The sequence below is a fragment of the Rhizobium sp. L9 genome, assembly GCF_002531885.1.
In the GTDB taxonomy this organism is placed as follows: domain Bacteria; phylum Pseudomonadota; class Alphaproteobacteria; order Rhizobiales; family Rhizobiaceae; genus Rhizobium.
In genome coordinates, this window is record NZ_NWSZ01000028.1 from 48582 (window position 1) to 74496 (window position 25915).

The window sequence follows — 25915 nt, forward strand, 5'->3', positions numbered from 1 at the left end:
TCATGGAGCGCATCACCATCGACGTCGTCTCGGATGTCGTCTGCCCCTGGTGCTATCTCGGCAAGGCACGGCTGGAACTCGCCATCGCCGAAGTGCAGGACGAGATCGGCGTCGACATCAACTGGCGGCCATATCGGCTCAATCCGGACTACCCGAAGGAAGGCGTCGACCAGAAGAAGGCGCTGGCTGAGAAGCTCGGGGGCGAGGAGCGCGTGGCGCAGGCGCACAAGATGCTGACCGACTACGGTCGCGAAGTCGGCATCGCCTTCGATTTCGCGGCGATCAAGATCGGCCCGAACACGCTCGACGCCCACCGGCTGATCCACTGGGCGATGATCGAAGGCCGCGAGAAGCAGGACAAGGTCGTCACCGCCCTGTTCAAGGCGAATTTCGAGGAAGGCCGCAATGTCGGCGACCATGCGGTGCTGCTCGACATCGCCGAGAAGGCCGGCCTCGACCGGTCGGTCATCGCCTCGCTGCTTGCGTCCAATGCCGATAGCGATCTGATCGTCGCCGAAATCAAGGCGGCACAGGAGATGGGCGTCAACGGCGTGCCGTTCTTCATCTTCGACCAGCAATATGCCGTGAGCGGCGCGCAGACGCCTGACGTGCTGGCGAACGCGTTGCGCGACATCGCAAAGGCAAAGGCCGAGGCGCGATCGGGGCTGAACTGAGCCCATCGATGCGAATCGAGATCGAAGAGCCGCGGCAGAGCTGGGTCGAGGATTTTGCGATCCTCAAATCCGCCATCATGGGAGCAGCGCCCGCCGGGGCATACCTGCATCACATCGGCTCGACCGCAGTTCCCGGGCTTCCCGCCAAAAATATCGTCGATATTCAGCTGACGGTGAACGATCTCGCTGACGTCGACGCCGACGCATTTGCAGAGGCGGGCTTCGAGCGCAGGCCGATCGTCATCGATCACTGCCCTCCGGAACTTGATCTGGCCGAAGACGACCTGCGCAAAGCCTTCTATCGCAGCAAGGGGCGTCCGGCGAATCTGCACATCCGCGAGAAGGGCCGTTTCAACCAGCGATATTCTCTTCTTTGCCGCGACTTCCTGCGCGCCCATCCGATAGCGGCAAGCGCCTACGCCCTGATCAAGCAGCGGCTTGCCCAAAGGTTTCCAGACGACGTCGATTTCTACTACGACATCAAGGACCCGGTGTTCGACATCATCATGGACGGCGCCAATGAGTGGGCAAAGCTGATCGGCTGGTCAGAACCGCCAGGCGATTGAAGGCCCCAGGCCTGGTATCGCGTAATTTTTGCGACAGCTCAGCCCAAGACCGGAACGCACCGCACCTCGGTTTTCACCGAATTGGCGATGAAACATTCGTGGTGGGCGCGATGATGCAGGGCGTCGAGCTCGCCGAGCGAAGGCTGCTTTTCGCCGCTGAAGACGACATGCGGCCTTAGCGTCACCACGGTCATGGCAAGACGGCCTTCGCTGTTCTTCTCCATGACGCCCTCGGCGGCATCGGTATAGCTGTCGACGCAAAAGCCTTGCTTGGCGGCAATCGACAGGAACCAGAGCATGTGGCAGCTGGAGAGCGAGGCGACGAAAGCCTCCTCCGGATCGACCGCATCCTCGGCGGAATAGGGCAACGGAACCACATGCGAGGATGAGGACGCCCTCACCTCGATGCCGCCGTCGAAGGTCCAGCGATGGACGCGGCTGTAGCGGTTGTCGGTGAAGATCTCGCCGTTGCGCTGCCAGGCAATCCTCGCGGCATGTGTCGCCATAGCCGTCTCCCTCTATTGCTTGGCCATCTCGGCCAGTTGCGTCATGATGACTGCCGCGCCCTGCAAGCGCTTCTCAGGCGTCGGCAGGTCGCGGGTCAGAAACAGGCTGTGATCGGGGCGAATCTTCGCCATCGTACCCTGCTTGCCGATATAGGCGACGAGATTTGCCGGGTTCGGAAATTCCTTGTTGCGGAACTGCACGACCACACCCTTCGGGCCGGCGTCGAGTTTTTCGACATTTGCGGTGCGGCAGAGCGACTTGATGTAGACGATCTTCAGGAGATGCTGGACTTCGATCGGCATCGGCCCGAAGCGGTCAATCATCTCGGCGCCGAATCCGTCGATTTCCTTGAGTTCGGTAATCTCGCCCAATCGGCGGTAGAGGGCCATACGCAGATGCAGGTCCGGCACGTAATTCTCGGGGATCATCACGGTGGTGCCGACCGAAATTTGCGGCGACCAGCCGGTATCGTGGATTTCGTCGACACCCTTGACCTCGGCGACAGCCTCTTCCAGCATCTGCTGATAAAGTTCGAAACCGACCTCCTTGATGTGGCCTGACTGCTCCTCGCCGAGCAGGTTGCCTGCGCCGCGAATATCGAGGTCGTGGCTCGCGAGCTGAAAGCCGGCGCCGAGCGTATCCAGTGACTGCAGCACCTTCAGCCGGCGCTCGGCCGTCGCCGTCAGCACCTTGTTGACCGGCAGGGTAAAGAGCGCGAAAGCGCGCACCTTCGAACGGCCGACGCGGCCGCGCAACTGGTAGAGCTGGGCAAGACCGAACATATCGGCGCGGTGGACGATCAGCGTATTGGCTGTCGGCACGTCAAGACCGGATTCGACGATGGTTGTGGACAACAGCACGTCATAGCGGCCTTCATAAAAGGCGTTCATGATGTCTTCCAGTTCGCCGGCCGGCATCTGGCCATGGGCGACGGCGACCTTCAGCTCCGGCACGTCGGACTGCAGGAAGGCGTGCACATCCGCCAGATCGGCAAGCCTCGGGCAGACATAGAAGCTCTGGCCGCCGCGATAGTGCTCGCGCATCAGCGTCTCGCGAATAACTAGGCTGTCGAAGGGCGAGATGAAGGTGCGCACCGCCATGCGATCGACCGGTGGCGTGGTGATCAGCGACAGTTCGCGCACGCCAGTCATGGCGAGCTGCAGCGTGCGCGGGATCGGCGTCGCCGACAGCGTCAGCACATGCACGTCGCTCTTCAGCTCCTTCAGCCGCTCCTTGTGCTTGACGCCGAAATGCTGCTCCTCGTCGATGATCAGCAGGCCGAGATTGGCGAATTTGATGCCGGCGCCGAGCAGCGCATGCGTGCCGACGACGATGTCAGTCTTGCCGTCCGCCACTTCCTTCTTGGTCAGCGCCAGCTCCTTCGATCCGACAAGGCGAGAGGCCTGCTGGACGCGAACCGGCAGGCCGCGGAAACGCTCGGAGAAGGTCTTGAAATGCTGACGGGCGAGCAAGGTCGTCGGCACGACGACCGCGACCTGGACGCCGTTCATCGCCGCAACGAAAGCGGCGCGCAAGGCCACTTCGGTCTTGCCGAAACCGACATCGCCGCAGACGAGCCGGTCCATCGGCCGGCCGGCGCCGAGGTCGGAACGCACCGCGTCGATGGCGTTGTCCTGGTCCTCGGTCTCGTCATAGGGGAAGCGGGCGGCGAATTCGTCGTAAAGGCCGTCCGGCGCCGTCAGCATCGGCGCATGGCGCGTAAGGCGCTCGGCGGCGATGCGGATCAGCGCATCGGCCATGTCGAGCAGGCGCCGCTTGAGCTTGGCCTTGCGCATCTGCCATGCGCCACCGCCGAGCTTGTCGAGTTGGGCATCGGTGCCCTCGCCGCCGTAGCGCGAGAGAAGATCGATGTTTTCCACCGGCAGGAAGAGTTTGGCCTCGTCGGCATATTGCAGTTCGAGGCATGCATGCGGGGCGCCCGCCGCCTCGATGGTCTTCAGCCCAATGAAACGGCCGATGCCATGTTCGGCATGAACGACGATCGAGCCTTCGTCGAGGCCGGCGACCTCCGAAATGAAATCGGCGGCGCGCTTGCGGCGCTTGGAGCGGCGGACCATACGGTCGCCGAGAATATCCTGCTCGCCGATGACGACGAGATCGCCCGCCTCGAAGCCGGATTCGAGATTGAGCACGGCGGCAGCGGCCTCGCCTTTCTCCAGCGAGCGTATATCCTTCAGCGCCTCGACAGGCTTGACCTTTTCCAGGCCGTGCTCGTTCAGAACCTGCAGCAGGCGCTCCAGCGAACCTTCTGTCCAGGCGGTAATGAGCACCTTCGCGCCGGCGGCGCGGCGGTCGGCGACATGCTTGACGACGACGTCGAAGATGTTGATGCGTTCGGCATCCCCTCCGCCTTCGGCATTCGAGCGAGCCCAGCGCTGGCCCTGGCGGGCGTCGACATTGACGACCCGCCTTGCCTCACCCTCAACCTCGTTGAACGGGCTGATGCGGATCGCGCCGAGTGCGTCGAGGGTTTTGGCGAAGAGTTTGCTGTCGAGATAAAGCTGGCCTGGCGTCACCGGCTTGTAGGGCGTGCCCTGGGCCATCTGGCCTTTGGCCGGCTGACCGGAATTGAGGCGGGCGTCGTAATAGTCGAGGACAAGCTTGGAGCGTTCCTCGGCTGCTTCGCGCACCGTGTGGTCAGTGACGATGCGGAAGCCGCTGAGATAATCGAAGACGGTATCGAGCTTCTCGTAGAAGAGCGGCAGCCAGTGCTCCATGCCGGGATACCGCCGGCCTTCGGAAACGGCGAGATAAAGCGCATCGTCACGCGTTGTCGCGCCGAAAGCGGAGAGATAGTTCTTGCGGAAGCGGCCGATCGTATCCGGCGTCAGCGTCACCTCGCTCATCGGGTTGAGATCGACGGAGCGCACCTGGCCGGTGGTGCGCTGGCTGGCGGGATCGAAGCTGCGGATACTCTCCAGCGTATCGCCGAAGAAATCGAGGCGGACCGGCTCTTCCGAACCGGGCACGAAGACATCGAGAATGCCGCCGCGCACGGCATATTCGCCGACTTCGCGAACGGTAGCGACGCGGTCGAAGCCGTTGCGCTCCAGGCGCCCGGCGAGATCATCCATGCGCAGCTGGTTGCCTGGACGGGCCGAAAAACTCAGGCTTTCGATGACATCATGCGGCGCCACCTTCTGCAGCATGGCGTTGGCGGTGACGAGCACGATCGCGGCATGCAGCTTCTTGCGATGGGCGATGAGGCCGCCGAGTGCGGCAAGCCGGCGCGCCGAGGTATCGGCGCTCGGCGAGACGCGGTCATAGGGCAGACAGTCCCAGGCCGGCAGGGTGAGAACCGGAATGTCGGGGGCGACGAAGCCGAGCATCTGTTCCAGATCGGCCATACGATGGCCGTCCGACATGACATAGGCCACCGGCTCTCCCGCTCGGGCAAGCTCGGCGAGCAGCAGCGGTTCGAGGCCGGCGGGCACATTGCCGATCGTCAGCGGCTCGGCAATGGCCGCAAGCTTCTTCGCATCAAAACCAGGGATCATTCCGGCGTCCTGAGGGGCTTGTCGAAATCGGGCTTGTAGGCGGCAAGCCTGGCAAACATCGGAGTCTGGAAACGCTCTGGAACTGGCCAGGTTCCCATAATCCAGCGGACCAGATCATTGTCCTCCTCGGCCATAATCGTTTCGAACTCGTCGAGCTCGGCTTCCGACAGCGTCGCGAGCTCGGCTTCGGCGAACTGGCCGAAAACCAGATCCATCTCGCGGATGCCGCGGTGCCAGCAGCGGAAAAGGATCCGGCGGCGGCGCGGGTCGAGACCAGCACTCGTGAGCGTGACACCTGTCATGGCATTACCTTCCTGTTGATGCGCCTCTATAGACCCTCGAAAGCGGGTTGTCAGCCTTGCCAAGGCGGCATTGTTCATCGCATTTTGGCCGCATGCGCCCCGCCATTCTCGATCCGCTGTTTTCTCCCGTTTCGGGCCTTCCGGGCGTCGGCCCGAAGATCGCCGAACTGCTGGTCAAGCTGCTCGGACGCGAGACGCCGGAGGATTGCCGGGTCGTCGACCTTTTGTTTCACGCACCCTTCTCGCTGATCGACCGGCGCAATCAGCCGGGGATCGCCCGGGCGCCGCAGGGCGCGATCGTCACCATCACCGCACGTGTCGATCGGCATCAGGTGCCGCCGCGTGGCAAAAGCAATGTCCCCTATCGGGTCTTCCTGCACGACGAGACCGGCGAGCTGACGCTGGTCTTCTTCCGCGGCCAGGCGGCATGGCTGGAAAAGCAGCTGCCCATCGATGCGGAGGTGACGGTCAGCGGCAAGATCGACTGGTTCAACGGCCGCGCCTCGATGGTGCATCCCGACTATATCGTCAAAGCGGAGGAGGCCGAAAGCCTGCCGCTCGTCGAGCCGATCTATCCGCTGACGGCGGGGCTTTCGCCGAAAACGCTGCGCAAGATTGTCGACGCCGCCCTGCCGCGCTTTCCGGAGATGCCGGAATGGATCGACCTGACGCTGACGCAGAAGCAGGGTCTGCCGTCGATCCGTGACAGCTTTCATATGCTGCACGAGCCGCGCGATCCCGCAGATGTCGATCCACAGGCCCCTGCCCGAAGGCGGCTTGCCTATGACGAATTTCTGGCCGGCCAACTGTCGCTCAGCTTGGTGCGCCAGAGGCTGCGCAAAGTGGCGGGCCAGCCGGTGCATGCCACCGGTGCGGTCAGCAGTAAGATCGTGAAGGCGCTGCCCTTCTCGCTCACGTCAAGCCAGAACGATGCGATCGCCGAGATCCTGAAGGACATGGCCGGTCAGGAGCGGATGCTGCGGCTGCTGCAGGGCGATGTCGGCTCCGGCAAGACGCTGGTGGCGCTGATGGCGATGGCGGCGGTGATCGAGGCCGGCGGCCAGGCCGTGCTGATGGCGCCGACCGAAATCCTGGCGCGGCAGCACCACGCGACCATCTCGAAATTCGCCGCCTCCGCCGGCCTCGGCATCGAAGTGCTGACCGGGCGCACCAAAGGGCGCGAACGCGAAGACATCCTGGAACGCATCGGCTCCGGCGCAGCGCAGATCATCATCGGCACGCATGCGCTATTTCAGGAGAGCGTCAGTTACGCAAACCTCATGCTCGCCGTCGTCGACGAGCAGCACCGTTTCGGCGTTCACCAGCGCCTGCGGCTGACGGCGAAGGGCATCTCGCCGCATATGCTTGTCATGACCGCGACGCCTATCCCTCGCACGCTTGTGCTGGCTGCCTTCGGCGACATGGACGTTTCCAAACTCACCGAGAAGCCGGCCGGCCGCAAGCCGATCCAGACAATCACCGTGCCGATGGAACGAACAGGCGAAATCGTCGGGCGGTTGCGGGGGGCGATCGCTGAAGGCAAGAAGGCCTACTGGATCTGCCCGCTGGTCGAGGAGTCCGAAGAACTAGACCTGATGTCGGCGGAGGAGCGGCATGCGACGCTCGTCTCCGCGCTCGGTCCCGATATCGGCCTCATCCACGGTCGCATGAGCGGCGCGGAGAAGGATGCGGCGATGATGGCCTTCAAGAACGGCGAGACCCGCCTTCTCGTCGCCACAACAGTCGTCGAGGTCGGCGTCGACGTGCCGGATGCGACGATCATGGTGATCGAACATGCCGAACGCTTCGGCCTGGCGCAACTGCATCAGCTGCGCGGCCGCGTCGGGCGCGGCGATGAGGCTTCGACCTGCATCCTGCTCTATAAGGGGCCGCTCGGCGAAACCGGCCATTCCCGGCTTTCGATCATGCGGGAGACGGAGGACGGTTTTCGCATCGCCGAAGAGGATCTGAAGCTGCGCGGCGAAGGCGAATTGCTCGGCACAAGGCAATCCGGCACGCCGGGTTTTCGCATTGCCAGCCTCGAGGCGCATGCCGATCTGCTTGAGATTGCTCGTAAGGATGCGGCCTACCTCATTGAGCGCGATCCGGAACTGACCAGCGAAAGAGGACAGGCGATCCGCACCCTGCTCTATCTCTTCCGCCGAGATGAGGCGATCCGGTTTCTGAGAGCAGGATGAAGCGCGCCACTACGCGCCATGCATGGCGTTATCGCAAAACCGCTAAACACTTTTGGGCGACATGCATCAATCAGCCTTGGAAACCGCCACCGGCTTCGGCCGCGGCAAATGCTTCGGCTTCGGCTCGGACTGAGGGATTTCAGGAGCCACGAGCCCGCCTGAGATCAGGAATTTAGCCGCGTCTTCCGGCGACATGTCGAGCAACACGATCTTCTCGCGCGGCACGAAGACGAGGAAACCGGCGGTCGGCACCGGAGTCGGCGGCAGGAAGACCGCGACCATATCCTGGCCCATGGCGTTGAACTTCGAAGCGATCTCGCCCTTGGCATCGGTGGCCACGAAAACCAGAGCCCAGAGGCCGGGACTGGGATATTCGATGAGGCCGACTTTCTTAAAGGAGTTAGACTGCTCCTTCAGCACCGTTTCGAAAATCTGCTTCACGCTTCTATAGATCGTGCGCACCAGCGGCATGCGCTGGACGACCGATTCGCCGAAACCGACGATGCTCTGGCCGATCAGGTTCTTGCCGAGAAAACCGACAACGGTGATCAGCACGACGGCCGTCAGCAGGCCGAAACCGGGAATGGCGAAATTGAGATAGCTTTCCGGATTCCAGCGCGCCGGAATATAGGGCCTGACCCAGCTGTCCGACCAGTGGATGAAGGTCCAGGTCAGCCAGATGGTAATCGCGATCGGCGCGCAGATGATCAGGCCTGCGAGAAAATTATTCCTCAGCCGGGTCGCGACCGGCATTCTGGGGGTGTTGTCGGTCATCTCTCCTGATGAGCTCCATCTCAGTCGTGGACAGGCCGGAACGCCGGCCTTTCCCCCTTGTCCGCACACCAAAATTGCCAGAATTCGAGGGTGCGCACAATATGTTTCGCAGCGAAGACAGCGGCCTTGCAGGCTTATTCCACTGTTACAGATTTCGCCAGGTTGCGCGGCTGATCGACGTCGGTGCCCATGAAAACGGCAGTGTGATAGGCGAGCAGCTGGATCGGCAGCGAAAAGATCATAGGCGCGATGATTTCGTCGACGACAGGCAGGGTAATCGTTGCCATGGTCGGCAGTTTCGAGGCGGCCGCACCCGCGTCGTCGGTGATGAAAATGATGCGGCCGCCGCGGGCTGCGACCTCCTGCATGTTCGAAACGGTCTTTTCGAAGAAGCGGTCGTAAGGGGCAATGACGATGACCGGCATGTTCTCGTCGATCAGCGCTATCGGCCCGTGCTTCAACTCACCGGCGGCATAGCCTTCGGCGTGGATATAGGAAATTTCCTTGAGCTTCAGCGCGCCTTCCATGGCGAGCGGGAAGCTGGTGCCGCGGCCGAGATAGAGCACGTCCCTGCATTTCGACAGTTCGCGCGACAGGCTTTCCATCTGCGGCTGGATAAGATTCAGCACCCTGCTCATGATGCGCGGCATCTCGGCGAGATGGCGCACCAGCGCCCTCTCATCCTCAGCACTCACCGTGCCGCGCGCCTTGCCGGCGCCGATCGCCAGCGACGCCAGCACGGCGAGCTGGCAGGTGAAGGCCTTGGTCGAGGCGACGCCGATTTCGGGACCGGCCATGATCGGGAAGACGGCGTCGGATTCGCGGGCGATCGTCGATTCGCGCACATTGACGACAGCGCCGATCTTCAAGCCGTTGTCGCGGCAATAACGCAGCGATGCCAGCGTATCGGCGGTCTCGCCCGACTGCGAGATGAAGAGTGCGGCCTGCGATGGCGAGAGCGGCATTTCGCGGTAGCGGAATTCGGAGGCGACGTCGATCTCAACAGGCAGGCGGGCATAACGCTCGAACCAGTATTTGCCGACAAGGCCTGCGAGGTAGGCGGTGCCGCAGGCCGAAATCGCAAGGCTGCTTGCCGCCTTGAAATCGATCGCGGCGGCATTGGCGCCGATCGTGTTCTCGGCGAAATCCACATAGTGGCTGAGCGCGTGGGAGATCACCTCCGGCTGCTCGTAGATTTCCTTTTCCATGAAATGGCGGTGATTGCCCTTGTCGACGACATAGGCGGTCGCCTGCGAGATCTGGCGGGCTCGTGTGACCGGCTTTCCGGCAAAATCGAGCACGGCGACGCCGTCGCGCGTGATGAGGGCGCAATCGCCGTCGGCCAGATAGGTGATCTCGTTGGTGAAGGGCGAAAGCGCAATCGCATCCGACCCCAGGAACATCTCGCCACGGCCGTAACCGACGGCAAGCGGCGGGCCTGAGCGGGCGGCCATGATCGTGCCGGGATCGGCCTTGAGCATGACGGCCAGCGCATAGGCGCCGGTCACCCGGTTCAGCATCTTCAACATGGCGGCGCGCGGCTCGAGCCCCTCGCGCAGATATTTCGCCATCAGCTGGGCAACGACTTCGGTATCGGTCTGAGTGTCGAAGACCGCACCCGCTTCGGTCAGTTCATCGCGAAGCTCGGAGAAATTTTCGATGATGCCGTTATGAACGACGGCCACGCCTTCAACGAAATGCGGATGGGCATTGGTCTCGTTGGGCACACCGTGTGTTGCCCAGCGCGTATGGGCAATACCGACCGCACCAGGCAACGGTTCGGCGTCGAGGCGCTTTTCCAGATTGAAGAGCTTGCCCTCGGCGCGGCGGCGATCCATCACGCCCTCGTGGATGGTGGCGACACCGGCAGAATCATAACCGCGGTATTCCAGGCGCTTCAGCGCGTCGACCAGGCGCCCGGCGACAGGCTGAGTTCCGACGATCCCCACAATTCCGCACATGCAATATCCCCATAAGGCTTCAATATTGAGGCCAGTCCTAAAGATTTCCGCTTATTTCTCAATCGGCTCCGCGGTCACTTTGAATTTCCGCCGGTTACGCAAAGCGGGCTTAAACCTTGGCCTTCTTCGCCGCCTTTATGGCAAGCGCACGCTCGCGCAACAGCGTCGCGCGGCCGGGCTTGATCTCCTGGCGGGCGCGTCCGAGCGCCAGCGCATCGGCCGGCACGTTGGCGGTGATGACGCTGCCGGAGGCGATATAGGCGCCGTCACCGATCGTCACCGGCGCGACCAGCGAGGAATTGGAGCCGACGAAGGCGTTTTGCCCGATCACCGTTTCGCTCTTGTTGACCCCGTCATAATTGCAGGTGATCGTGCCCGCACCGATGTTGCTGCCGGCACCGACCACGGCATCGCCGATATAAGTCAGATGGTTGACCTTGGCGCCCTCGCCGATCCGGCCGTTCTTGACCTCGCAGAAATTGCCGACCTTCGAACCGTTGGCGAGATCGGCACCCGGCCGCAGCCGCGCAAAGGGGCCGACGGTCGCGCCTTCGCTGACATGGGCGCCCTCGATATGCGAGAAGGAGTGGATGATGGCGCCGCTGTCGATCACGGCTCCGGGTCCGAAGACCACGTTCGGCTCAATCAGCGCGTCTTGGGCGATGACGGTGTCGTAGGAGAGGAACACCGTTTCCGGCGCGATCATCGTAACGCCTGCGAGCATCATCTCGCGGCGGCGACGCTCCTGCCAAAAGCGTTCGATGACGGCGAGTTCGGCGCGGTTGTTGCAGCCGGTCATCTCGATTTCGGGGGCGTCGACGGCGGTGACGCGGCCACCGAGCGAACGGGCGATCTCGACGAGATCGGTCAGATAGAATTCGCCCTTGGCATTGGCATTGCCGATGCGCGAGAGAAGATCGAGCCCCTTGCGACCGTTGATCGCCATCAATCCGCTGTTGCACCAGGTCACAGCCCGCTCGGCGTCGGTCGCGTCCTTCTCCTCGCGGATGGCGATGAGTTCGCCGTCCTTGACGAGCAGGCGGCCATAGCCGGTCGGCCGGTCGGTATGAAAACCGATGACGACGATGTCGCTGCCGTCGGCGAGTCCCTGGCGGGCGGCCTTGAGCGGCCCGTCGGTCTGGAGCGGCACGTCGCCATAGGTAACGAGGATGTCGTCATAGCCTCTGGCGATGGCCTCGCGCGCCGCCAGCACCGCATGGCCAGTGCCGAGGCGCTCCTTCTGCAGACAGGCTTCGATGCCGACACCGTCTATGCTTGCGGCCTTTGCCACCTCCTCGGCATTGCGGCCGACGACGAGGGCGACGGAGGAAATGCCGGCGGAGGCGACCGCCTCGACCACATGGGCGATCATCGGACGGCCGGCGACCGGATGCAGCACTTTCGATTTCGAAGATTTCATCCGCGTGCTGTCACCGGCGGCAAGGATGACGGCAAGACAAGTACGTTCCATGATCTGCTCCGCGAATCCGCGTTATGAGGCGGCTTTTCTGCCTCATACTGCATAATTCCTGAAATCGGAAATCCATTTCAGGGTTAGATTGCGGGTGAAATCGGCCCCAGGACAACAGGAGAGCCGTGGGCCGCGAAGGCCTCGTGCACGTGATCGCGGCCATCCACGATCACGACCTCCATCGCACGCCGAGCCGCGGCACTGTCGCCCGAAACGATGGCATCGACGATGCGCATGTGGGTATCGGCGATATTGGCGAACCCGTTTTCGGAGGGCGGCGTGCTGATGCGGAACATGCCGACCAGGGCCGCTTCGATGAGGCTGCCGAGGGTGCGCATGAAAGGATTGTGCGAGGCTTCGGCTATCGCCAGGTGAAAGCGCAGGTCGGCGAGCGCCAAGCTGTCGGCCGTATGCCCGCTGGCCGCCATTTCCTGCGCCAGTTCGCGAAGCGTCTCGATTTCCTCGGTGCTGGCGCGCTCGGCGACGAGACCTGCGGCGAAGGGTTCGACGGCAAGGCGGATATCGTAAAGATGCAGCAGGAATTCTTCCGTCACGCCATTATCGAAGTGCCAGGCGATGATTTCGCTGTCGAACATGTTCCAGAGGGTTTTCTCGGTCACGCGCGTGCCAACCCGCGCCTTGGCGACAACCATGCCCTTGGCTGCGAGCGTCTTCATCGTTTCACGCAAGACGGTGCGCGACACCTTGAAGCGTTGAGCCAGTTCGGTATCGCCGGGCAGGATCGAGCCGACCGGATAGGTGCCGGCGACGATTGCCTTGCCGAGCTCGTCGACCACCTGTGCATGGCTCGTCCGGGTTCGGCGCCCTGTCTTGCGTGCCTCGATGAATTTGTTGCGCAAAGGACCCGCCCCCCTCAGGCATACCTCTTGTTCAGGCTGGAAAGGAACAGGATCGCCTTCTGCATCAGAATAAATGCAAATAGCAGCAGGCCAATCAGAATCTTCGTCCACCAGCTCGACAGCGTGCCGTCGAAGGTGATGTAGGTCTGAATGAGTCCCTGGATCAGAATCCCGATCAAGGTTCCCGCCACGAAGCCCGCTCCTCCGGTCAGCAGCGTCCCCCCAATGACCACCGCAGCGATGGCGTCAAGTTCGACGCCGACTGCCGCAAGAGAATATCCTGCAGAGGTGTACAGCGAAAAAACGATTCCGGATAGACCAGCGAGAAAACCCGACAGTGCGTAGATCTGGATCGTCGTGCGGCCGACCGGCACGCCCATCAACCGCGCCGTCTGCGGCCCGCCGCCGAGTGCATAGACGTTGGTGCCGAAGCGGGTGCGGTGGGCGATGAAGATGCCGGCGGCAAAGACCAGAAGCATGACTGCGCCGATCAGCGTCAGCCGGCCACCGCCGGGCAGCCGCCAATAGAGGCTCGTCAGCGTGGAATAATAGTCGTGGTTGATCGGAATACTGTCGATCGAGAGCACGAAGGCGATACCGCGCGCCAGGAACATGCCGGCAAGCGTGACGATGAAGGCCGGCATTTCGAGATAGTGGATGATGGCGCCCATGATGGCGCCGAAGGCGGTGGTGATGACGAGGACCAGCGCAAAGGCAAGCAGCGGATGGATCGAGGTGTTCTGCAGGATCACCGCGAGGAACACGCCGGTGAAGGCGATGACCGAACCGATCGACAGATCGATGCCGCCGGAGATGATGACGAAGGTCATACCGACGGCGGCAATGCCGAGGAAGGCATTGTCGGTCAGAAGATTGCCGATGACGCGCGTCGACAGCATGTTCGGGTATTGCAGCGTGCAGCCGGCATAAGCGAGCACGAAGATGACGATGGTCGCAAGCAGCGGCAGATATTTGGAGTTCATTTCGGCTACTCCCTTCCGCCCTGCCGGCGGCTGGCGAAGATGGCGAGCGATTGCACCGCCGGAGACTGAATGACGAGGATCACAATGATAATGACCGCCTTGATGATCAGGTTGAACTCCGGCGGAAATCCGGAGGACAGGATGCCGGTGTTGACCGCCTGGATGATCATTGCGCCGATCAGCGAGCCGACAATGCTGAATCTTCCGCCGAGCAGCGAGTTGCCGCCGACGACGACAGCGAGGATGGCATCAAGCTCCAGCCAGAGACCTGCATTGTTGGCGTCGGCGCCCTTGATGTCGGCCGCGACGATGATACCCGCGATCGAGGCGCAAAGCCCGCTCAGCATATAGACCGCCATCAGCAACACCGGTGTTTGAATGCCGGAAAGCGTGCTGGCGCGGCGGTTGATGCCGACAGCCTCGAGCAGCATGCCGAGCGCCGTGCGGCGAACGAGCAGGATGACGAGAAGACCGACGAGCAGCCAGATGACAACGGGCATCGGCAGGAGCGCCATGGAGCCGCTGCCGAAGAAGATCAGGCCGTCATCGTTGAACGTCAGGATCGCGCCCTCGGTGATGAGCTGGGCAATGCCGCGGCCGGCAACCATCAGCACCAGCGTGGCAATGATCGGCTGGATGTTGAGTATCGCCACCAGAAAACCGTTCCAGACGCCGCAGGCAAGCCCGATCGCCAATGTCAGCAAAATCGTGTAGGTCACTGAATTTCCGGACACAATTGACGAAGCTGCAACGGCGCCGCAGATGGCGATGACCGCGCCGACCGACAGGTCGATGCCCTTGGTAGCAATCACCAGCGTCATGCCGATTGCCAACAAGGCCACCGGCGCGCCGCGATTGAGCACGTCGATCAGGCTGCCATAGAGACGTCCATTTTGAACAACGACATTAAAAAACTGCGGCGACGTTATGAAATTCAACAGAAGAATAACTACGAGTGCGATCAGTTGTGGCGCCAGGCGATAGGCCAGCCCGTTGCGAGAGGATTTCATGCATCCTCCTTCTTGTGCTCGGCGGCGGCGATGGCATCGACGATACCGGCTGCGGTGATGCGCTCGCCCGTCAATTCGGCGATATGCTGCCTGTCGCGAAGTACGATGACACGTGAACTATAGGCGACAAGCTCTTCAAGTTCCGAGGAAATTACAATCAATGACATGCCTTCGGCGCAGAGCTGTTCGATGAGCCGGATGATCTCCGCATGGGCGCCGACATCGATGCCGCGGGTTGGCTCGTCGAGGATGAGAAACTTGGGATTGGTTGCCAGCCAGCGGGCGAGGATCGCCTTCTGCTGATTACCGCCGGAGAGCAGCCGGATCGGTTTTTCACGGTCGGTGGTGCGGATATCGAGCGCTTTGATATAGCGGTCGGCGAGCGCGTTCTGCTCGGCGCGCGACAGCGGCCGGGTCCAGCCGCGGCGAGCCTGCAGCGCCAGTGCGATATTTTCCCTGATCGAAAGGTCGCCGACGATGCCATCGGTCTTGCGGTCCTCCGGGCAGAAGCCGAAACCTTTTTCGATTGCGGCGCGCGGGCTGGAAAGGGTGACGGGCTGGCCGTCGATCGTCGCACTGCCGCTATCGGCATGTTCGACGCCGAAGAGCAGCTCGGCGGTTTCGGTGCGCCCGGAACCAAGCAGTCCCGCCACGCCGACCACCTCGCCGGCGCGCACATCGAGATCGAAGGGCTTGACCTTGCCGCGTTTGCCGTAGCCGGAAAAGCGGTACCGGACCTCGCCCGCCGCGATGCTGCGTTCCCCGACCGCCTCTTCGGCCTGGGCAAGCTCGCGGCCGAGCATCATGGCGATCAGACCCTGGCGCGGCAACTCGGCGGCGTCACGGGTGCCGACAAGCTTGCCGTTGCGCAGCACGGTGATGCGATCGCTGATCGCATAGACCTGCTCGAGGAAATGGGTGATGAAGACAATGCCGAGGCCACGCTTCTTCAGGTCCTCAATGATGCGAAAGAGCAGCGCCACTTCCTGGTTGTCCAGGCTTGCCGTCGGCTCGTCCAATATCAGCACCTTGCCGGAGAGATCGACGGCACGGGCGATGGCAACCACCTGCTGGACGGCGACGGAGAAACGGGCGAGTTCGGCGGTGACGTCAATATCGATGCCGTAACCGGCGAGCAGTTCGCGCGCCTTGCGGTTCATCGCACGCACGTCGGTCATGCCGAAACGCCTCGGCTGGCGTCCGAGAAAGAGGTTTTCAGCGACGCTTAGATTGGCGAGGAGGTTGACCTCCTGATAAACGGTCCCGATACCGAGTTTCTGGGCAGCGAGCGTATTGGCCGGATTGATTTCCTGGCCGTCGAGCATCAGGCTGCCGCCGTCGCGATGATAGGCGCCGGTGATGCACTTGATCAGCGTCGATTTTCCGGCGCCGTTCTCGCCGAGAAGCGCATGAACCTCCCCGCGGCGCAACGTGAAATCAACCTTATCAAGGGCGACGGCGCCGGGAAAAAACTTGGATATAGCCGAGGCTGCGAGAATATTCTCGTTATTGTGAACCATGAGGGCTGCTGTGTCCTGATATTGCGCCGTGCGCCCGCGCCAAGACCGGGCTGCCGCCCGATCCGGCACCGGCAGTTCCGCACCGGCCCATTGTGGGCCAGTGCGGTTGCAGGTTCAAATCAGTAGCCCTGACCCTTCTTCTCTTCGTAGACCTTCATCGGATTGTCGGCCGGCGTGTAGAGCTTGGACTCGGTCTGGATCCACTTCGGCGGAGCCTTCTTGTCTTTCAGATAGGCTTCGAGCGCGTCGAAGGCAGGACCAGCCATGTTCGGCGTCAGCTCGACGGTGGCGTTGGACTCGCCTTCCGACATCGCCTTGAAAATATCCGGCACGGCGTCGATAGAGACGACAAGGATATCCTTGCCGGGCTTCAGGCCGGCTTCCTTGATCGCCTGGATGGCGCCGACGGCCATGTCGTCGTTGTGGGCATAGAGCGCGCAGATGTCCTTGCCGCCATTTTCGGCCTTCAGGAAGCTTTCCATGACTTCCTTGCCCTTGGTGCGGGTGAAGTCACCGGTCTGGCTGCGAACGATCTTGAGGTTGTCGTGGCCGGCAAGAGCTTCTTCGAAGCCCTTCTTGCGGGCGATCGCCGGCGAGGAACCGGTGGTGCCCTGCAGTTCGACGACATTGCACTTCTTATCGCCGACGGTCTTCACTAGGAAGTCGCCTGCGACCTTGCCTTCATGAACGAGGTCCGAGGTCACGGCCGTCAGGTACAGATCGTCCGGAGCCTTGATGGTGCGGTCGAGAAGGATGACCGGGATCTTGGCTTCCTTGGCTTCCTTCAGAACGTCGTCCCAGCCGGTTTCAACAACCGGAGCGATCAGAATGGCATCAACGCCCTGAGCAATGAACGAGCGCAATGCCTTGATCTGATTTTCCTGCTTCTGCTGCGCGTCGGCAAACTTCAGATCGATGCCGCGCTTCTTGGCCTGTTCTTTGGTGACAGTGGTTTCAGCCGCACGCCAGCCCGATTCCGAGCCGATCTGCGAGAAGCCGACCTTCAAGCCGCCAGCCGAAGCCGAACCGAACATGCAAGCAGCCAGAACCGTGGCACTCAAAAGTGCAGTCTTCAATTTCATGATATCCTCCCAATGCCGCTCCTTCGCGGCGCAGGGTCAAAAAATCATATAGTATTACTTTTGGCAATCACTTTTTTTAGCGTTCCAGCAGAAAAAAGGGCGCCCGCTAGGACGCCCTTGGAAGTTGCAGAAAGCCGGGGGAATTATTGCGCCGGCAGCTTGTCGTCCACGCCTTCGACATAGAAGTTCATGCCGAGCAACGTGCCGTCATCGGCCTTCTCGCCAGCCTTCAGCCATGGCGTGCCATCCTGCTTGTTGATCGGGCCGGTGAAGGGATGCAATTCGCCCGACTTGATCTTGGCTTCGGTTTCCTCGGCGAGCTTCTTCACGTCATCTGGCATGTTCGTGTAGGGCGCCATTGTCAGGATGCCGTCCTTGAGGCCATCCCAGCTCTGCTCCGACTTCCACGTGCCGTCGAGAAGCGCCTCGACGCGCTTGACGTAATAGTTGCCCCAGGTGTCGATGATCGCGGTGAGCTGTACGTTCGGGCCAGCCTTGATCATGTCGGACGCCTGACCGAAGGCCTTGACGCCGCGTTGCTCGGCTACCTGCATCGGAGCGGTCGTGTCCGTGTGTTGGGTGAGAATGTCGACGCCCTGGTCGAGCAGCGCCTTGGCGGCATCGGCTTCCTTGCCCGGGTCGAACCAGGTATTGACCCAGATCACCTTCATCTTGAAGTTGGGATTGACCGACTTGGCGCCGGTTTCGAAGGCGTTGATGCCCATCACCACTTCGGGGATGGGGAACGAGGCGATATAGCCTGCCGTGCCGGTTTTCGACAGCTTGCCGGCGATAATTCCGGCGATATAGCGGCCTTCATAGAAGCGCGAATTGTAGGTCGCGACATTATCTGCGGTCTTGAAGCCGGTCGCATGCTCGAATTTCACTTTCGGGAACTTCTTGGCGACGGCGACAGTCGCGTCCATGTAGCCGAAGGATGTGGTGAAGATCAGCGAGCAGCCGGAGCGGGCCATGCGCTCTATGGCGCGTTCAGCATCCGGACCTTCCGGAACGCTTTCGAGGTAAGATGTTTCGACCTTGTCGGCGAATTCCTTCTCGACCTGCAGACGGCCGTTTTCATGGGCCTGAGTCCAGCCGCCGTCGGTGCGGGTGCCGACGTAGACGAAGCAGACCTTGGTCTTGTCGGCAGCCTCGGCGGCCGAACCGACGCTCAGGACGAGGGCAGCTGTCGCTGCGAGAGCAAGTGCAAGTTTTTTCATTTTGATCCCTGTTGGTTGGAAGTTCGAAACCCGTCTTTTTGTTTTGCTCACCGGTCAGGCACGAAGGCCTTGCCAAGCGAGGCCGGCGTATTGATCAACGTCGTGCGCCGATTATGCGAGATGATGATGAGGACGACAACTGTCGCCGCGTAGGGCAGCATCGACAGGAACTGCGACGGAATGCCGATGCCGAAGGCCTGCGCGTGCAATTGCAGGATCGTCACCGCCCCGAAGAGATAGCCGCCAGCCAGCAGCCGCCAAGGCCGCCATGAGGAGAAGACGACAAGCGCCAGCGCGATCCAGCCCCGCCCTGCCGACATGTTCTCGGTCCATTGCGGCGTATAGATCAGCGACAGCTGTGCCCCTGCAAGGCCGGCACACGCGCCGCCGAACATCACGGCGAGATAACGCGTGCGGATCACGTCGATGCCGAGCGCATGCGCGGAGGCGTGATTGTCGCCGATGGCGCGCAACTTCAGGCCGGTGCGGCTCCTGAACAGGAACCAGTTGACGCCGACAACGAGCAGGATCGACAGGTAGAAGATCAGATCCTGCTTGAAGAGGACGGTTCCGACATAAGGAATGGCCGAGAGCACCGGGATTTCGATCGGCAAAAGCCGGATACCGGGCGCGCCGACGAAGGCTTCGCCGAACATGCCGGAAGCACCAAGGCCGAGGATCGTCAGGGCAAGACCTGTCGCCACCTGATTCGTAACGAGCGTCAGCGTCAGGAAGGCGAAGAGCAGTGAAAACAGCCCGCCGCTGACGATGCCGCCGACAATGCCGACATAGGCCGATCCGCTAAGCTGGGCGGCGGCAAAGGCGCCGACGGCGCCGATGATCATCATGCCTTCGACGCCGAGATTGAGAACGCCGGCGCGCTCCGTCACGAGTTCGCCGAGGGCCGCAATGACGAGCGGCGTCGAGGCGGTGATAACAGTCAGCAGAATGGCTTCGAATATGCTCATGCCGCCCCGCCCCTGATCCGCGACCAGATAATGCGGATTTTGTAATAGATCAGCGTATCGCAGGAGAGCACGAAAAAGAGCAGCAGCCCCTGGAAAACACGGGTGACCTTGTCGGAAATGCCGATCGAAAGCTGTGCGGCCTCGCCGCCGAGATAGGTCAGCGCCAGCACTAGACCCGATGCGACAATGCCAAGCGGGTTGAGGCGGCCGAGGAAGGCGACGATAATGGCGGTGAAGCCATAGCCCGGTGAGATCGCCGGCTGAAGATGGCCGATCGAACCGGAAACCTCGCTGATGCCGGCAAGGCCGGCAAGCGCGCCTGAGAAGAGAAAACTGAACCAGATCATCTTCTTCGCGGAGAAGCCGGCGAAACGCCCTGCCCTTTCCGATTGGCCGAGGACGACGACCTCGAAACCTTTCAGCGTAAAGCGCAGCATGAACCAGACGCCGATCGCCGCGATGATGGCGAAGATGAAGGCCCAATGAGCGCGGCCCGATTCTTCCCAGATCGCCGGCAGCACCGCCTCCGGCGCAAAATCGCGCGAAACAGGAAAGTTGAATCCCTTCGGATCGCGCCAGGCGCCCCGGACCAGCCAGTCGAGGAAAAGCTGGGCGACATAGACCAGCATCAGCGACGTCAGGATCTCATTCGTGTTGAAATGCGCCTTCAACAGCGCCGGAATGGCGGCAAAAAGCGCGCCGCCGAGCGCGCCGAGCAGCAGCATCAACGGCAGGATGAGAGGCGAATGCCAGTCGTAGAAGACGATCGGCAGATAGGACCCGGTGATGGCGCCGATGGTGAACTGCCCTTCGGCGCCGATGTTCCAATTGTTCGAGCGGTAACTGACGGCAAGGCCGACGGCGATCAGGATCAGCGGTGCTGCCTTGATCGCCAGCTCGTGCAGCGACCAGACCTCGAGCAGCGGCTCGACGAAAAAGGCGTCCAGCGCCTCGACCGGATCCTTGCCGAGTATGGCGAACATCATGGCGCCGAAGGCGAGCGTCAGGGCAAGCGCCAGGAGCGGCGAGACGAAAGCGAAGAGCTTCGAGACGTCGGGACGTTTTTCCAGTTCAATGCGCATGGGCAGTCTCCGCGGCCGAACTGCCTTCATGCAGGCCGCCCATCAGCAGGCCGATCTTTTCGCGGGTCAGTTCGCCGGCCGGATAGGGCCGGGAAAGGCGCCCCTCGGAGATGACGGCGATATCGGTTGCCACTTCGAAGATTTCGTCGAGGTCCTGGCTGATGACGACAACGGCGGAGCCGGCTTTTGCAAGATCGACGAGCGCCTGGCGGATGCGGCTTGCCGCCCCCGCATCGACGCCCCAGGTCGGCTGGTTGACGACGAGGACGGCCGGCTGGCGGTCGAGCTCACGGCCGACGATGAATTTCTGCAGATTGCCGCCGGAGAGCGAGCCGGCGGCGGGATCGTCACCACTCTTGCGGACATCCATCGCTTCGGAAATGCGCCGCGCCGCAGATTTTACCGCGCCCTGCCTGATGATGCCGAGCACGCCCAGAAAGGCTTTGCGATCCGACTGACTGCGGGCCAGCACCAGATTGTCGGACAGCTTCATGGCGGAAACGGCAGCGTGCCCGTGCCGCTCCTCCGGCACGAAACCGGCGCCAAGCAGGCGACGCGCGGTAATGCCCTGAGTGCCCACCGGCTTCTTGCGGATGATGATCGCTTCGGCTGAGGCAACCGGATACTCGCCCGACAGCGCGTCGAACAACTCGCTCTGGCCGTTGCCAGCGACCCCGGCAATTGCAAGGATTTCGCCCGCACGCACCGTCATGGAGACGTCGCGCAGCGGCATGGCAAAGGGCGTGCGCGGGGAAACCGACAGGTTCGAAACGGCAAGCTGCACCTCGCCCCTGTCGCTGCGCTCGGGATGGGTGACCGTCGCCACCTCGCTGCCGACCATCATGCGGGCGAGCGAGGCCGGCGTTTCCTGCCTGGGATCGCAGGCGCCGGTCACCCGGCCATGGCGCAGCACTGTGGCGCGATCGCAGATGCGCTGCACCTCCTCCAGACGGTGGCTGATATAGAGAACCGAACGGCCTTCGGCGCGCAGCTTGAACAGCGTCTCGAACAGCCTGTCGGCCTCCTGCGGCGTCAGCACCGAGGTCGGTTCGTCGAGAATGATGAGCTTCGGGTTCTGCAGCAGCGCCCGGACGATCTCGATGCGCTGGCGCTCTCCGACCGAGAGATCGGCGACATGGGCATGTGGATCGAGCGGCAGGCCGTAGGTGACCGACAGCGCCCTCGCCTCCTCGGCGATACGGTCGATCGGGATGGCGTCATCGAGCGACAGCGCGATGTTTTCGGCCACCGTGAGGGCCTCGAACAACGAGAAATGCTGGAAGACCATGCCGATGCCGTGCTTGCGGGCTTCTCCCGGCGAGGCGATGACGACGGGACTGCCTTCCCAAAGGATCTGCCCGTGCGTCGGCTCGAGAACACCGAACAGCATCTTGACCAAGGTGGACTTGCCTGCGCCATTTTCGCCGAGAAGCGCATGAATTTCGCCCGGCGCTATGTCGAGATCGATGTCATTGCAGGCGGCAAAGCCACCGAAGAACTTCGTCAGCTTCTGGACGGATAACAACGCACCGGGATCCGGCACATTCAATGCAGACACGTTCCCCTCATTTCTTCTGCCAACCGGTCCGTTCGGATCTCATGGAATCAGCAGCGTCGTTCCTGTCGTTTTTCTTGCTTCCAGATCCGCGTGAGCCTGCCCAACCTCACGCAGCGGATAGGTTTGGTTGACATTGATACGCACTTTGTTGCTTTGCACAACATCAAATAGCGCCTTTGCACTATCGTCCAATTCCTGACGCGTGGCGATATAGGTGAAGAGCGTCGGGCGCGTCGCAAAGAGCGACCCTTTCTGGGCCAGCATGGCGAGGGTGAAATTCTCGATCGGCCCGGAAGATTGGCCGAAGGACGCAAAAAGGCCGCGCGGTTTCAGGCAATCGAGCGACTGTGGAAATGTATCGCGGCCGATCGAATCATAGACGACATCGACACCCTTGCCGCCTGTTATCTCGCGGACGCGGCCTACGAAATCCTCGCTCTTGTAGTTGATCACATGGTCGTAGCCGTGCGCGAGTGCCAGCTCGACCTTCTCCTTGGATCCAGCCGTGCCGATGACCGTGGCGCCGAGCGCCTTCGCCCACTGGCCCGCGATCAGACCGACTCCGCCGGCTGCGGCATGGAACAGAAGGGCGGTCTGAGGGCCGACCTTGAAGGTGCGGTTCAGGAGATATTCGGCGGTCATGCCCTTCAGCATCATCGCCGCTGCCGTTTCGAGCTCGATGCCGTCAGGCACATGCACCAGATGGCGTGCCTCAATATTGCGCTCGGCGCTATAGGCGCCGTCGGCGCTGGCATAGGCGACCCGGTCGCCCGGTCTGAAATCGGTAACATCGGGGCCCACTGCCGTGACGGTGCCGGCGCCCTCCTTGCCGGTGACAAAGGGAAGGTGCGGTACCTTATAGGAGCCGTTGCGGAAGTAGACATCGATGAAGTTGAGGCCGATCGCCGCCTGCCGGATCTGCACCTCCCCGGCCGCGGGCTGGGGAAGATCGACTTCGACAAAGTCGAAGACATCAGGTCCGCCCGTCTTCGAAAATGAAACCGCCTGCGTTTTCGTCATCTTGGCTGTCCTTCAAGCTTCGCGTCCAAGGGCGGGGAAGAATTGCAGCACCGCGCCGATGACGTAAAGATAGAGCCCGGTCACAATGAAGAGAACGAGCGCCCATTGCGGCGTTTCGAAATGCATCAGCAGCGAATAGACGCCGAGCGCCGACCATAGCAGGAAGACGCCGAGATTGAGCGGGCGCAGTCTTTTCACTCTGACCGGATGGAGGAAATTGATCGGCAGGAAGGTCAGCACCACCGATATGGTGACGACGACGAGCGCCGTCGTCGCGCTGGCATCGATGACGAACAGGGTGAAGACGATCATGTTCCAGACGACGGGAAAGCCGGAGAAGAAATACTCGTCGGTCTTCATGCCCATGTCTGCGTAATAGATGGCACTGGAGACGACGATCATGCCGGCGGCGGCGAAGGACCAGGGCTCGCCGATCATGCCGCTCTGGTAGAGCGCGAAGGCCGGCAGGAGCACATAGGTAACGTAATCGATAATATTGTCGAGCGTATCGCCCGACCAGTTCGGCAGCACCTCCTTGACACGCACCTTGCGGGCAATCGGCCCATCGATGCCATCGACCAGTAGAGCCAGACCCAGCCACCAGAACATGTCGATGAAGCGGTGCTCGGCGGCGGCGACCACGCCGAGGAAGGCGAGGAAGGAGCCGGAAGCCGTCAGGATATGAACGGAAAAGGCGCGCATTTCCGCGTAAGGAACACGCTTGTAATTGAAAATCTTCATAACCCCCCGACCGCCTGTCGCGCTCGCCCTGGCAAGCGTGTTTTATCGCCATCATCACCTGACCCTGTTCCTGAATCGGGCTCGACGGCGTAGGTCTTTGTTGTCGCACCGCTTTTGCCGAAATCAGCATCCAATTGCGGCGCGCCGCTCTAATATGCATCCTTTGGCCGGCTTCGCCAGCGGGAAATATGACATTCCCCGCCAACCATTGAATCCTGACACGGACACGCATATTTCCTTTCATGAGCGCTGCGTGGAATGGAATGCCTTTAATTCCGGCCGGATATGTAATATCTGCCTCGCATCCGATAAGTTCATCCGACGAAACGGGATCCTCTACCGCAATGAACGCGCCTGCAAAGACCGAAGACTTCGCATCGTCCATCCCCGCCGGCGTCTATGCCGAGACGGTGCTCAGCGTGACGCATTACACCGACCGGCTCTTCCGCTTCACGATGACTCGGCCGCAGGGCTTCCGTTTCCGTTCCGGCGAATTCGCGATGATCGGCCTGATGGTCGAGGGCAAGCCGGTCTTCCGCGCCTATTCGATCGCCAGCCCCGCCTGGGCCGAAGAACTTGAATTCTTCTCCATCAAGGTGCCGGACGGTCCGCTCACCTCGCATCTGCAGGCGATCAAACCCGGCGACCAGGTGCTGATGCGCAAGAAGCCGACGGGCACGCTGGTGCTCGATGCGCTGACGCCTGGCCGCCGCCTCTACATGTTTTCGACGGGAACCGGCGTTGCGCCTTTCGCCAGCCTGATCCGCGATCCCGAGACCTATGAAAAGTTCGAGGAAGTGATCCTCACCCATACGACGCGCGATGTCGCCGAGCTGAAATACGGTTTCGACCTCGTGCATGAGATCCAGAATGACGAACTGCTGAAGGAAGTGGTTGGCGACAAGCTCCGTCATTATGCGACTGTTACGCGCGAGGATTTCGAATATCGCGGCCGCATCACCGACCTGATCTCTTCGGGCAAGCTGTTTACCGATCTCGGCGTGCCGCCGCTCGATCCGGCAATCGACCGCGGCATGATCTGCGGCTCCTCGGCCATGCTGAAGGATACCAAGGAACTGCTGGAGAAGGCCGGCCTCAATGAGGGCGCCAACAGCAAGCCCGCCGAATTCGTCATCGAACGGGCCTTCGTCGGGTGACCTTTTTGCGATAAGCAGATTTGAAGCGGCTCCGGAAACGGGGCCGTTTTTATTTGCGGGCGAGATAGTCGATCAGTGCCGCCATTGCCGCATGCGCCTCATCCGGTCTGCCCCGCTGAATGGCCCGAATGACGCCGACATGCAGCGCGATGGCGCGGTTCATTCCCTCAGGGCTTGCGGTGGAATACCAGAGGCGACGCGAATGGGTCTGCACCGGGCCGAGCGCGGCCGTTATGAAGCGATTGGGACAGGCATCCTCGAGGATCTCGTCGAAAGCCTTGTCGGCGGCGAAGAAGCCGGCGAGATCGCCCGTGGCGGCGCATTCCTCCATGGCGCGAGCGCAGTCGCCGAGGCGATCGCGCTGTTCGCCGCCCGCATGTTCGGCGACCAATGCCGCAGCAATAGGCTCCAGCTCGCGGCGCACCTGCATGACATTGCCATGATCCTCCGGCGCGATCTCGGCAACCTGCAATCCGACACGTGGCTTCACCAGGATCAGCCCCTGCCAGGCGAGTTTCTGAATCGCCTCGCGCACCGGCGTGCGTCCGTGGCCCGCCATATCGATCAGCTGCTTTTCGGTGACGAGCGCACCGGGTTTCAGCACCAGCGTGACGATCAGATGCTCGAGCGCGAGATAGGCAAGGTGGCTTTGTGACGTCAGCATGCCGATAATTCCGTAGCCCACCTGATATATCACATCCTGGCACGGCGAAGATTCGAAGACAAGGGGATGCCAGACAAGA

At 61.8% G+C, this 25915-nt stretch carries 22 protein-coding genes; 4 read left to right on the top strand and 18 right to left on the bottom strand.

Features of this window, described 5'->3' with window-relative positions:
- Positions 1-2: 2 nt before the first annotated feature.
- Together CO660_RS25660 and CO660_RS25665 are read left to right on the top strand one after the other, a co-directional pair.
- The gene (locus CO660_RS25660) at positions 3-674 is read left to right on the top strand and encodes a DsbA family oxidoreductase (protein ID WP_097601120.1); all 672 of its coding nucleotides are present in this window, start codon (positions 3-5) and stop codon (positions 672-674) included.
- Positions 675-682: 8 nt separating this feature from the next.
- Positions 683-1240 carry a GrpB family protein gene (locus CO660_RS25665; protein WP_097601121.1) on the top strand — a complete coding sequence of 186 codons (558 nt, stop codon included), beginning with the start codon at positions 683-685 and terminating at the stop codon, positions 1238-1240.
- A gap of 38 nt (positions 1241-1278) precedes the next feature.
- Here the strand turns inward: CO660_RS25665 and CO660_RS25670 are convergent, their stop codons facing one another.
- The 3 genes from CO660_RS25670 to CO660_RS25680 are packed head-to-tail and all read right to left on the bottom strand — an operon-like array spanning position 1279 to position 5567.
- Positions 1279-1746: an OsmC family protein gene (locus tag CO660_RS25670; protein WP_085778156.1), complete on the bottom strand. Its 468-nt coding sequence runs from the start codon at positions 1744-1746 to the stop codon at positions 1279-1281.
- A gap of 12 nt (positions 1747-1758) precedes the next feature.
- Positions 1759-5265 carry a transcription-repair coupling factor gene (gene mfd, locus CO660_RS25675; protein WP_097601122.1) on the bottom strand — a complete coding sequence of 1169 codons (3507 nt, stop codon included), beginning with the start codon at positions 5263-5265 and terminating at the stop codon, positions 1759-1761.
- Complete coding sequence (locus tag CO660_RS25680) at positions 5262-5567, bottom strand: succinate dehydrogenase assembly factor 2 (protein WP_097601123.1); 306 nt, start codon at positions 5565-5567, stop codon at positions 5262-5264. The genes mfd and CO660_RS25680 overlap by 4 nt, the downstream gene beginning before the upstream one ends.
- A gap of 92 nt (positions 5568-5659) precedes the next feature.
- Between CO660_RS25680 and recG the strand changes: the two genes are divergently transcribed.
- Entirely contained in the window at positions 5660-7765 is a 2106-nt protein-coding gene (gene recG / locus CO660_RS25685) for an ATP-dependent DNA helicase RecG (protein WP_097601124.1), read from the top strand.
- 66 nt (positions 7766-7831) lie between these two features.
- Here the strand turns inward: recG and CO660_RS25690 are convergent, their stop codons facing one another.
- The 14 genes from CO660_RS25690 to pcsA form a co-directional block, all read right to left on the bottom strand.
- Positions 7832-8539 carry a DUF502 domain-containing protein gene (locus CO660_RS25690; protein ID WP_085778152.1) on the bottom strand — a complete coding sequence of 236 codons (708 nt, stop codon included), beginning with the start codon at positions 8537-8539 and terminating at the stop codon, positions 7832-7834.
- A 134-nt stretch (positions 8540-8673) separates the two neighbouring features.
- The gene (glmS, locus tag CO660_RS25695) at positions 8674-10500 is read right to left on the bottom strand and encodes a glutamine--fructose-6-phosphate transaminase (isomerizing) (protein ID WP_097601125.1); all 1827 of its coding nucleotides are present in this window, start codon (positions 10498-10500) and stop codon (positions 8674-8676) included.
- A 109-nt stretch (positions 10501-10609) separates the two neighbouring features.
- On the bottom strand, positions 10610-11971 hold the full coding sequence (gene glmU / locus CO660_RS25700) for a bifunctional UDP-N-acetylglucosamine diphosphorylase/glucosamine-1-phosphate N-acetyltransferase GlmU (RefSeq protein ID WP_097601126.1): 1362 nt from the start codon (positions 11969-11971) through the stop codon (positions 10610-10612).
- A gap of 83 nt (positions 11972-12054) precedes the next feature.
- A complete protein-coding gene (locus tag CO660_RS25705) occupies positions 12055-12831 on the bottom strand; it encodes a FadR/GntR family transcriptional regulator (protein ID WP_097601127.1) in 777 nt (258 codons plus the stop codon).
- 14 nt (positions 12832-12845) lie between these two features.
- Positions 12846-13814 carry a galactofuranose ABC transporter, permease protein YjfF gene (gene yjfF, locus CO660_RS25710; protein WP_085778148.1) on the bottom strand — a complete coding sequence of 323 codons (969 nt, stop codon included), beginning with the start codon at positions 13812-13814 and terminating at the stop codon, positions 12846-12848.
- Between the two features lie 5 nt (positions 13815-13819).
- Positions 13820-14824, bottom strand: a complete 1005-nt coding sequence (locus CO660_RS25715; RefSeq protein WP_085778147.1) for an ABC transporter permease — start codon at positions 14822-14824, stop codon at positions 13820-13822.
- A complete protein-coding gene (gene ytfR, locus CO660_RS25720) occupies positions 14821-16344 on the bottom strand; it encodes a galactofuranose ABC transporter, ATP-binding protein YtfR (protein WP_085778146.1) in 1524 nt (507 codons plus the stop codon). Before ytfR ends, CO660_RS25715 begins: the two co-directional genes overlap by 4 nt.
- 119 nt (positions 16345-16463) lie before the next feature.
- The gene (ytfQ, locus tag CO660_RS25725) at positions 16464-17426 is read right to left on the bottom strand and encodes a galactofuranose ABC transporter, galactofuranose-binding protein YtfQ (protein WP_097601128.1); all 963 of its coding nucleotides are present in this window, start codon (positions 17424-17426) and stop codon (positions 16464-16466) included.
- A gap of 143 nt (positions 17427-17569) precedes the next feature.
- Entirely contained in the window at positions 17570-18646 is a 1077-nt protein-coding gene (locus CO660_RS25730) for a BMP family ABC transporter substrate-binding protein (protein ID WP_097601129.1), read from the bottom strand.
- Positions 18647-18693: 47 nt separating this feature from the next.
- Entirely contained in the window at positions 18694-19614 is a 921-nt protein-coding gene (locus CO660_RS25735) for an ABC transporter permease (protein ID WP_097601130.1), read from the bottom strand.
- Complete coding sequence (locus tag CO660_RS25740; protein WP_097601131.1) at positions 19611-20696, bottom strand: ABC transporter permease; 1086 nt, start codon at positions 20694-20696, stop codon at positions 19611-19613. The genes CO660_RS25735 and CO660_RS25740 overlap by 4 nt, the downstream gene beginning before the upstream one ends.
- Positions 20686-22254 (bottom strand): ABC transporter ATP-binding protein, encoded by a 1569-nt coding sequence (locus CO660_RS25745; RefSeq protein ID WP_097601132.1) that lies wholly within the window; start codon positions 22252-22254, stop codon positions 20686-20688. The genes CO660_RS25740 and CO660_RS25745 overlap by 11 nt, the downstream gene beginning before the upstream one ends.
- Positions 22255-22293: 39 nt before the next feature.
- Complete coding sequence (locus CO660_RS25750; protein WP_097601133.1) at positions 22294-23274, bottom strand: quinone oxidoreductase; 981 nt, start codon at positions 23272-23274, stop codon at positions 22294-22296.
- 12 nt (positions 23275-23286) lie between these two features.
- Complete coding sequence (gene pcsA / locus CO660_RS25755) at positions 23287-24015, bottom strand: phosphatidylcholine synthase (protein ID WP_097601134.1); 729 nt, start codon at positions 24013-24015, stop codon at positions 23287-23289.
- Positions 24016-24359: 344 nt separating this feature from the next.
- Here pcsA and CO660_RS25760 point away from each other — a divergent pair, with 344 nt between their 5' ends.
- Positions 24360-25172 carry a ferredoxin--NADP reductase gene (locus CO660_RS25760; RefSeq protein WP_064806129.1) on the top strand — a complete coding sequence of 271 codons (813 nt, stop codon included), beginning with the start codon at positions 24360-24362 and terminating at the stop codon, positions 25170-25172.
- A 49-nt stretch (positions 25173-25221) separates the two neighbouring features.
- Here CO660_RS25760 and CO660_RS25765 read toward each other — a convergent pair whose 3' ends face one another.
- Positions 25222-25836, bottom strand: a complete 615-nt coding sequence (locus CO660_RS25765) for a GntR family transcriptional regulator (protein ID WP_097601135.1) — start codon at positions 25834-25836, stop codon at positions 25222-25224.
- Positions 25837-25915: the final 79 nt, after the last annotated feature.

Excerpts from the sequence above, each read along its gene's own strand:
- CO660_RS25750 (WP_097601133.1), bottom strand. The coding sequence starts at position 23,274 with ATGACGAAAACGCAGGCGGTTTCATTTTCGAAGACGGGCGGACCTGAT.
- CO660_RS25670 (WP_085778156.1), bottom strand. The coding sequence starts at position 1,746 with ATGGCGACACATGCCGCGAGGATTGCCTGGCAGCGCAACGGCGAGATC.
- CO660_RS25730 (WP_097601129.1), bottom strand. The coding sequence starts at position 18,646 with ATGAAAAAACTTGCACTTGCTCTCGCAGCGACAGCTGCCCTCGTCCTG.
- CO660_RS25765 (WP_097601135.1), bottom strand. The coding sequence starts at position 25,836 with ATGCTGACGTCACAAAGCCACCTTGCCTATCTCGCGCTCGAGCATCTG.
- CO660_RS25660 (WP_097601120.1), top strand. The coding sequence starts at position 3 with ATGGAGCGCATCACCATCGACGTCGTCTCGGATGTCGTCTGCCCCTGG.
- yjfF (WP_085778148.1), bottom strand. The coding sequence starts at position 13,814 with ATGAACTCCAAATATCTGCCGCTGCTTGCGACCATCGTCATCTTCGTG.
- CO660_RS25760 (WP_064806129.1), top strand. The coding sequence starts at position 24,360 with ATGAACGCGCCTGCAAAGACCGAAGACTTCGCATCGTCCATCCCCGCC.
- CO660_RS25665 (WP_097601121.1), top strand. The coding sequence starts at position 683 with ATGCGAATCGAGATCGAAGAGCCGCGGCAGAGCTGGGTCGAGGATTTT.
- CO660_RS25715 (WP_085778147.1), bottom strand. The coding sequence starts at position 14,824 with ATGAAATCCTCTCGCAACGGGCTGGCCTATCGCCTGGCGCCACAACTG.
- CO660_RS25735 (WP_097601130.1), bottom strand. The coding sequence starts at position 19,614 with ATGAGCATATTCGAAGCCATTCTGCTGACTGTTATCACCGCCTCGACG.
- CO660_RS25690 (WP_085778152.1), bottom strand. The coding sequence starts at position 8,539 with ATGACCGACAACACCCCCAGAATGCCGGTCGCGACCCGGCTGAGGAAT.
- ytfR (WP_085778146.1), bottom strand. The coding sequence starts at position 16,344 with ATGGTTCACAATAACGAGAATATTCTCGCAGCCTCGGCTATATCCAAG.
- CO660_RS25680 (WP_097601123.1), bottom strand. The coding sequence starts at position 5,567 with ATGACAGGTGTCACGCTCACGAGTGCTGGTCTCGACCCGCGCCGCCGC.
- pcsA (WP_097601134.1), bottom strand. The coding sequence starts at position 24,015 with ATGAAGATTTTCAATTACAAGCGTGTTCCTTACGCGGAAATGCGCGCC.
- ytfQ (WP_097601128.1), bottom strand. The coding sequence starts at position 17,426 with ATGAAATTGAAGACTGCACTTTTGAGTGCCACGGTTCTGGCTGCTTGC.
- glmS (WP_097601125.1), bottom strand. The coding sequence starts at position 10,500 with ATGTGCGGAATTGTGGGGATCGTCGGAACTCAGCCTGTCGCCGGGCGC.
- recG (WP_097601124.1), top strand. The coding sequence starts at position 5,660 with ATGCGCCCCGCCATTCTCGATCCGCTGTTTTCTCCCGTTTCGGGCCTT.
- glmU (WP_097601126.1), bottom strand. The coding sequence starts at position 11,971 with ATGGAACGTACTTGTCTTGCCGTCATCCTTGCCGCCGGTGACAGCACG.
- mfd (WP_097601122.1), bottom strand. The coding sequence starts at position 5,265 with ATGATCCCTGGTTTTGATGCGAAGAAGCTTGCGGCCATTGCCGAGCCG.
- CO660_RS25740 (WP_097601131.1), bottom strand. The coding sequence starts at position 20,696 with ATGCGCATTGAACTGGAAAAACGTCCCGACGTCTCGAAGCTCTTCGCT.